The sequence below is a fragment of the Sulfurimonas sp. genome, assembly GCF_032250635.1.
Lineage (GTDB): Bacteria > Campylobacterota > Campylobacteria > Campylobacterales > Sulfurimonadaceae > Sulfurimonas.
Window position 1 is genome coordinate 1 of the sequence record NZ_JAVVFL010000149.1, and the last position, 5,444, is coordinate 5,444.

5 protein-coding genes are annotated in these 5,444 nt (G+C 34.8%); all 5 read left to right on the forward strand.

Translation table 11 applies throughout. From position 1 onward, the window contains the following. Window positions 1-672 (forward strand): AAA family ATPase (locus RQ763_RS08940; RefSeq protein ID WP_314152471.1); only part of this gene is annotated, 672 nt, incomplete at its 5' end. An 8-nt stretch (window positions 673-680) separates the two neighbouring features. Further along, a complete protein-coding gene (gene era / locus RQ763_RS08945; RefSeq protein ID WP_314152472.1) occupies window positions 681-1,559 on the forward strand; it encodes a GTPase Era in 879 nt (292 codons plus the stop codon). Then, complete coding sequence (locus RQ763_RS08950; RefSeq protein ID WP_314152474.1) at window positions 1,556-2,521, forward strand: murein L,D-transpeptidase family protein; 966 nt, start codon at window positions 1,556-1,558, stop codon at window positions 2,519-2,521. Before era ends, RQ763_RS08950 begins: the two co-directional genes overlap by 4 nt. Window positions 2,522-2,533: 12 nt before the next feature. Continuing rightward, window positions 2,534-3,850, forward strand: coding sequence for a M99 family carboxypeptidase catalytic domain-containing protein (locus RQ763_RS08955; protein WP_314152475.1), 1,317 nt, complete (start codon window positions 2,534-2,536; stop codon window positions 3,848-3,850). After that, window positions 3,843-5,399 carry a hypothetical protein gene (locus tag RQ763_RS08960; RefSeq protein ID WP_314152476.1) on the forward strand — a complete coding sequence of 519 codons (1,557 nt, stop codon included), beginning with the start codon at window positions 3,843-3,845 and terminating at the stop codon, window positions 5,397-5,399. Before RQ763_RS08955 ends, RQ763_RS08960 begins: the two co-directional genes overlap by 8 nt. The last annotated feature ends 45 nt before the right edge of the window (window positions 5,400-5,444 follow it).

Here is a 5,444-nt window from a genome sequence, read left to right on the forward strand (position 1 = left end):
GATGCAAAGTCTATCTTAAAAAGCGAAGCAAGTTCAAAACTGCTTGACGCCACAAGCATCAATGCCGAAGCACTTAAACGTGCCGAGGACGGCGGGATTATCTTTCTTGATGAGATTGACAAAATTGCAATCAGCGAAAAGTCTCAGGGAAGAAACGACCCTAGCAAAGAGGGCGTACAGCGAGACCTGCTCCCAATCGTCGAAGGAAGCAGCGTAAGTACAAAATATGGCGTAATAAATACGGACCATATTCTTTTTATCGCAGCGGGCGCGTTTCATCTCTGTAAACCAAGCGACCTTATCCCAGAACTCCAAGGAAGATTTCCACTAAGAGTTGAACTTGAATCTTTAACAGAGGAGACGCTCTATAAAATTCTTACCCAAACCAAAAATTCGCTGCTTTACCAATACGAAGCACTGCTAAGCACCGAGGGAATGAAGCTTATCTTTGAAGACGCGGCAGTTAGAGCAATAGCAAAACTGGCACATCGCACAAATGAGATAACTGAAGACATAGGCGCTAGAAGACTTCATACAGTTTTAGAAAGAGTCTTGGAAGATATCAGTTTTAACGCGGATGAGTACAAAGAGTTTATTGTTACTGAAAAATTGGTACATGAAAAATTAGACACGGTTGTTGAAGATAATGACCTCTCAAGATATATCTTATAGGAAAAAATATGACAAAAGCAGGCTTCGTATCACTAATCGGTCGTCCAAACGCAGGAAAAAGCACACTTATGAACTCGCTACTTGGCGAAAACATTGCCATGGTTAGTCAAAAAGCAAATGCGACTAGAAAAAGATCAAACGCGATTGTTATGTATGAAGATACACAAATTATTTTTGTTGACACTCCAGGACTGCATGAGAGAGAAAAAGTACTAAACCAGTTTATGCTTGATGAAGCCCTAAAAGCCATGGGAGACTGCGATCTTATAGTCTACCTTGCTCCAGTTACCGACAACGTAGAAAACTATGAAAAATTTTTAAAACTAAACAACTCTAAGATAAAGCACATTATTGTTCTGAGCAAAATAGACCAAGTATCGCAAGAGAAACTCTTTAAAAAAATAAGCCAGTACAGCCAATTTTCAGATCATTTTGAAGCGCTTATCCCTATGGCGATACCCAAAAAAGTAGGTCATGATGATTTGCTTAAGACTATATCAAAATTTTTGCCAGAGTCACCGTTTCTTTTTAACCCAGAAGATTTAACAAGTGAACTTGTTCGCGATATTTATGCCGGATTTATAAGAGAGGGCGTGTTTCAAAATGTAAGTGATGAGATTCCATATGAATCTGACGTTATCATAGATAAGATTCATGAAGAAAAAAACATAGATAAAATCATAGCAACTATCATTGTTGAAAAAGAGTCCCAAAAAGGGATTATTATAGGCAAAAGCGGAGAGTCAATCAAGAGAATCGGAAAATACTCAAGAGAGAAGATAGAATCGCTCAGTGGAAAAAAAGCCTATCTTGAGCTGCAGGTTGTAGTCAAAAAAGGGTGGAGTAAAGATAAATCATATCTAAAAGAGGTAGGTTATAGCTCATGAAGTTACTGCTGCTTATATTTATAAGTTTAAACATTTTTGCAAGTGATATATTAACAAGTTATAGAGTAAACGGTATTGAGCAAATTGAAAGAGAGATGGACATTGAGTTAACAAAAAGGGAGTATTGGGATAGAGTTCTTAGCGATAAAGATACAACTTTTGGCTATATTGAAGCGTACTCAAATGTTCTTGCATGCGATAAATCTACATCTACTCTGCACCTCTATTCGCTTGATGAAAACAAAAGTTTTAATTTTAAAAAAACGTATGACGCTTTTACCGGCAAACTAAAAGGGGACAAAGTAAAAGAGGGAGATCTGAAAACTCCAATAGGAATATACCAAATAACTCAAAAGCTCTCAAGGGAGACAGAACTAGACCCTTTTTACGGACCATTGGCTTTTGTGACATCATACCCTAACATTTACGACTCTTACAGAGGTAAAAATGGTTCTGGAATATGGATACATGGTCTTCCATCACAGGATAGAGATGAGTTTACAAGAGGTTGTATCGCCATAAATAACTCCAGTATAGAGTGCCTGGATAGAAACATAGATATAGAAAAAACTATTTTAATTATTGACGAAGAAAATATAAAACAAAATATCTCAAAAGATCTGCTCTCATCTATCTTATCTCAACTCTACTCATGGAGATACAGTTGGAAATATGATGATATTGTCGGCTATTTAAGTTTTTACTCTCCAGAGTTTGTTAGAAGTGATGGAATGAGTTTAGAAGAGTTTAAAAAATACAAAACCAGAGTTTTTAAGAAAATTGAGAGAAAGACAATTATATTCAATGATATAAATGTAGTTCCATACCCAAATACATCAAATATCTATCAAGTAAACTTTAAAGAGTTTTATAAATCTGATACATTCCAGTTTAGCGGAGATAAAACACTTATTATAGAGGTTGATGAAGATAATAAAATCAACATCTTAACTGAAAAATAGAAGAAGTAAGCGATGAAATATCTTCTAGCAAAACTCCTCTTTGTTCTGTTCCTATTTTCTAATATTATAATTGCAGATGTTCAACTTATTAAAAAAGAAAATGCCGGTTCAGATACTACACTTCTTGTTATTGGAGGCATACACGGTGATGAACCGGGGGCATACTTCTCTGCATCAATTCTGGCAACTCACTATAAAATAAACTCAAAAAATCTATGGATTGTTCCCGATTTAAATCAAAAAAGTATTCAGAAAAACTCCAGAGGTATCAATGGAGATATGAACAGAAAATTCGCGATTATAAAAGATATCGACAAAGATAAAAAAATTGTAGAAGAGATCAAAGGCATCATTACACAAAAAAATGTCTCTCTAGTTCTGAATCTACATGATGGTAATGGCTTTTACAGAAAAATGGATAAAGGAAATATTTTTAACCCGAATGCATGGGGGCAAACATGCGTAATTGACCAATGCGATCTAAATCAAACGCAACCTTTTGGCAACTTAAATACTATAGCTTCTGATGTAAAACAAAGAATTAATAAAAGACTCATAGAAGAGCATCATACGTTTGATGTAAAAAATACAAATACAAAGTTTGATGATGAAGCTATGCAGCTCTCTCTTACCTACTACGCAGTTACTCACAATAAGCCCGCTTTTGCAATAGAGAGCAGCAAAAATCTGCCCTCTTTGTCACAAAAGGTCTTTTATCACCTTCTTGCAATAGAGGAGTTTATGAATATTATGGAGATTGGTTTTAAAAGAGAGTTTGAGTTGGATGAAAAAAATATAGCCAAACTTCTTGAAGAGTACGGTAATTTAAGCATTAACGAGAATATTTCTATTAATTTAACTAATATAAAAAAAATTTTAAGCTTTATTCCGATAAAATCAGAGAGTAATGTATTTAGGTTCTCTAACCCGCTTGGAAGCATGGCGAGAGATGGTCACAACTTTGTTGCTTACATAGGCAACAAAAAAATTGTAACTCTAAGTCCGCAATATTTTAAAATGGGTGAGTCATGTACAGATACATTTGATGTTATTGTTGACGGAGTTAAAGAAACTTTAAACAAAACTTCAGATATTATTGTAAATGACGATTTTAACGTTATTGAACAAAATGGTTATCGTGTAAACGCAATTGGTTTTACTTCCGAGGATTTGAGTAATGAAAGTGGTATAAGCATAAAGCTTAAAGACTTTGACAAAAGATTCTCTATAGATGTAGACAACAGAGTTTACAGGGTTGAGTTTTATAAAAACAATGAATTTTGCCATATGTCCAAAGTTCATTTCATACAGGATCATGAAAATGAGTAAAAAAGAACAACACTCTTTCTCCAGCGTGCTTTCTATCAATCCTTACAAGGGTACGTATGTAAGTGCCGTTTCAAACTTCTTAAATGAAACTACCACTGCCATATACTCTAAGGAGCAATATGTCATCTCTTATCTAAACACAAAAAGTTTTATAAATAGTCATATTGCGGTTAGCAAGAATATTCCGGAAGAAGATTTATATGATGCCATCTACAATAAAGCGTACGATGAACTTGGGCTTGATCAAGCCATTATGTATCAGATACAATATATTGAGACGTTTAATGCTCTTGATGAGGACAATAGAAACTTTCATGTCTTTATAATTGACCCTATGGTCGTTGATGAGACATTTAAAAATGCAGTAGAGAAGGTAAAGTATATAGACTATATTATCCCTTCTCCTCTTCTTTTAAAGTCACTCTACTCAAAAGATCTCATAGAGAGCGGTGGGGTTCACTGTTTTGTATACTTTCAAGAAAATGATACCTTTATTACCATATATAATGAGAAAAACTTTATATACACAAAGTCTATAAACTACTCATTTTTACAGATGCATGAGAGATTCTGCGAAATTTATGGAGAGATGGTCGAGTATGATGATTTTATAAACTTCCTCTCAAACGAAGACCTTAAGACAACAGACAGTCCTTATAAAACACATGTTATCAAGCTTTACAAAGAGATCTTTTCAAATATCAATGATATTTTGACCTATGTAAAAAGAGCGCTGGACATAGATAAAATTGAGTGTATATATATAGATACACAACTTAAATCGCAGACTAAACTTGATGAGATGGCGGAGGTTGAGCTTAGCATCAAAGGCAGCAGTTTTGACTTTGACTATGGCCTTGAGACAGGTGAGGTTCATATTGATCATCTGCACTCACTTATGTATCTCTATACCACGCTACCAGAAAAAGATAGATATGAGTGTAACTTCACAACTTATCACCGTCCTCCAAAGTTTACAAAGAGAGATAGCGGTCGTGCAATTATGCTCGCAGCTGCTTCGCTTGTCCTTGCTTTCTTGTACCCTGCATCATACTGGACGCTTACATACGCACAATCGCTACAGTACAAACTTTTAGAGGATGAATATAGAAGTGTTCACAACATTAAAATAACAAGAGAAGCAACTATTAAAAACAGAGAAGCTGACAAAGCAAAAGTATCAACACTTCTTGCCGAGCAACAGCAAGAGTATATTGATAAGAAAAACACGCTTGTTAAAATTCATGACGTTAAAGTAAACTACCCTATGAAAGCTGAGTTGCTACATAGGTTAACCAGAGATTTGAACAAATACGACGTAAGACTTGAATCTGCCCTATACTCCGAGGCACAGGAGAGTAAAAAAAGCAGCAGCCAAATTAAAGAGCTTAAGCTTGGACTTGTTTCTAGTAATGATAAAAAGATTACCGATTTGATTAAGTATCTGACAAGGGCTTACGAAGGAAGGTTTCACTTTGAAATAGATGAGATATCTTATGAGAAGGAAACAAAATTATATTTTGGTGAATTAAAGGTGAATTTATTATGAATTTTAAATTAATGATAGAAGAGACCTTACAAAAAATTGATAGTT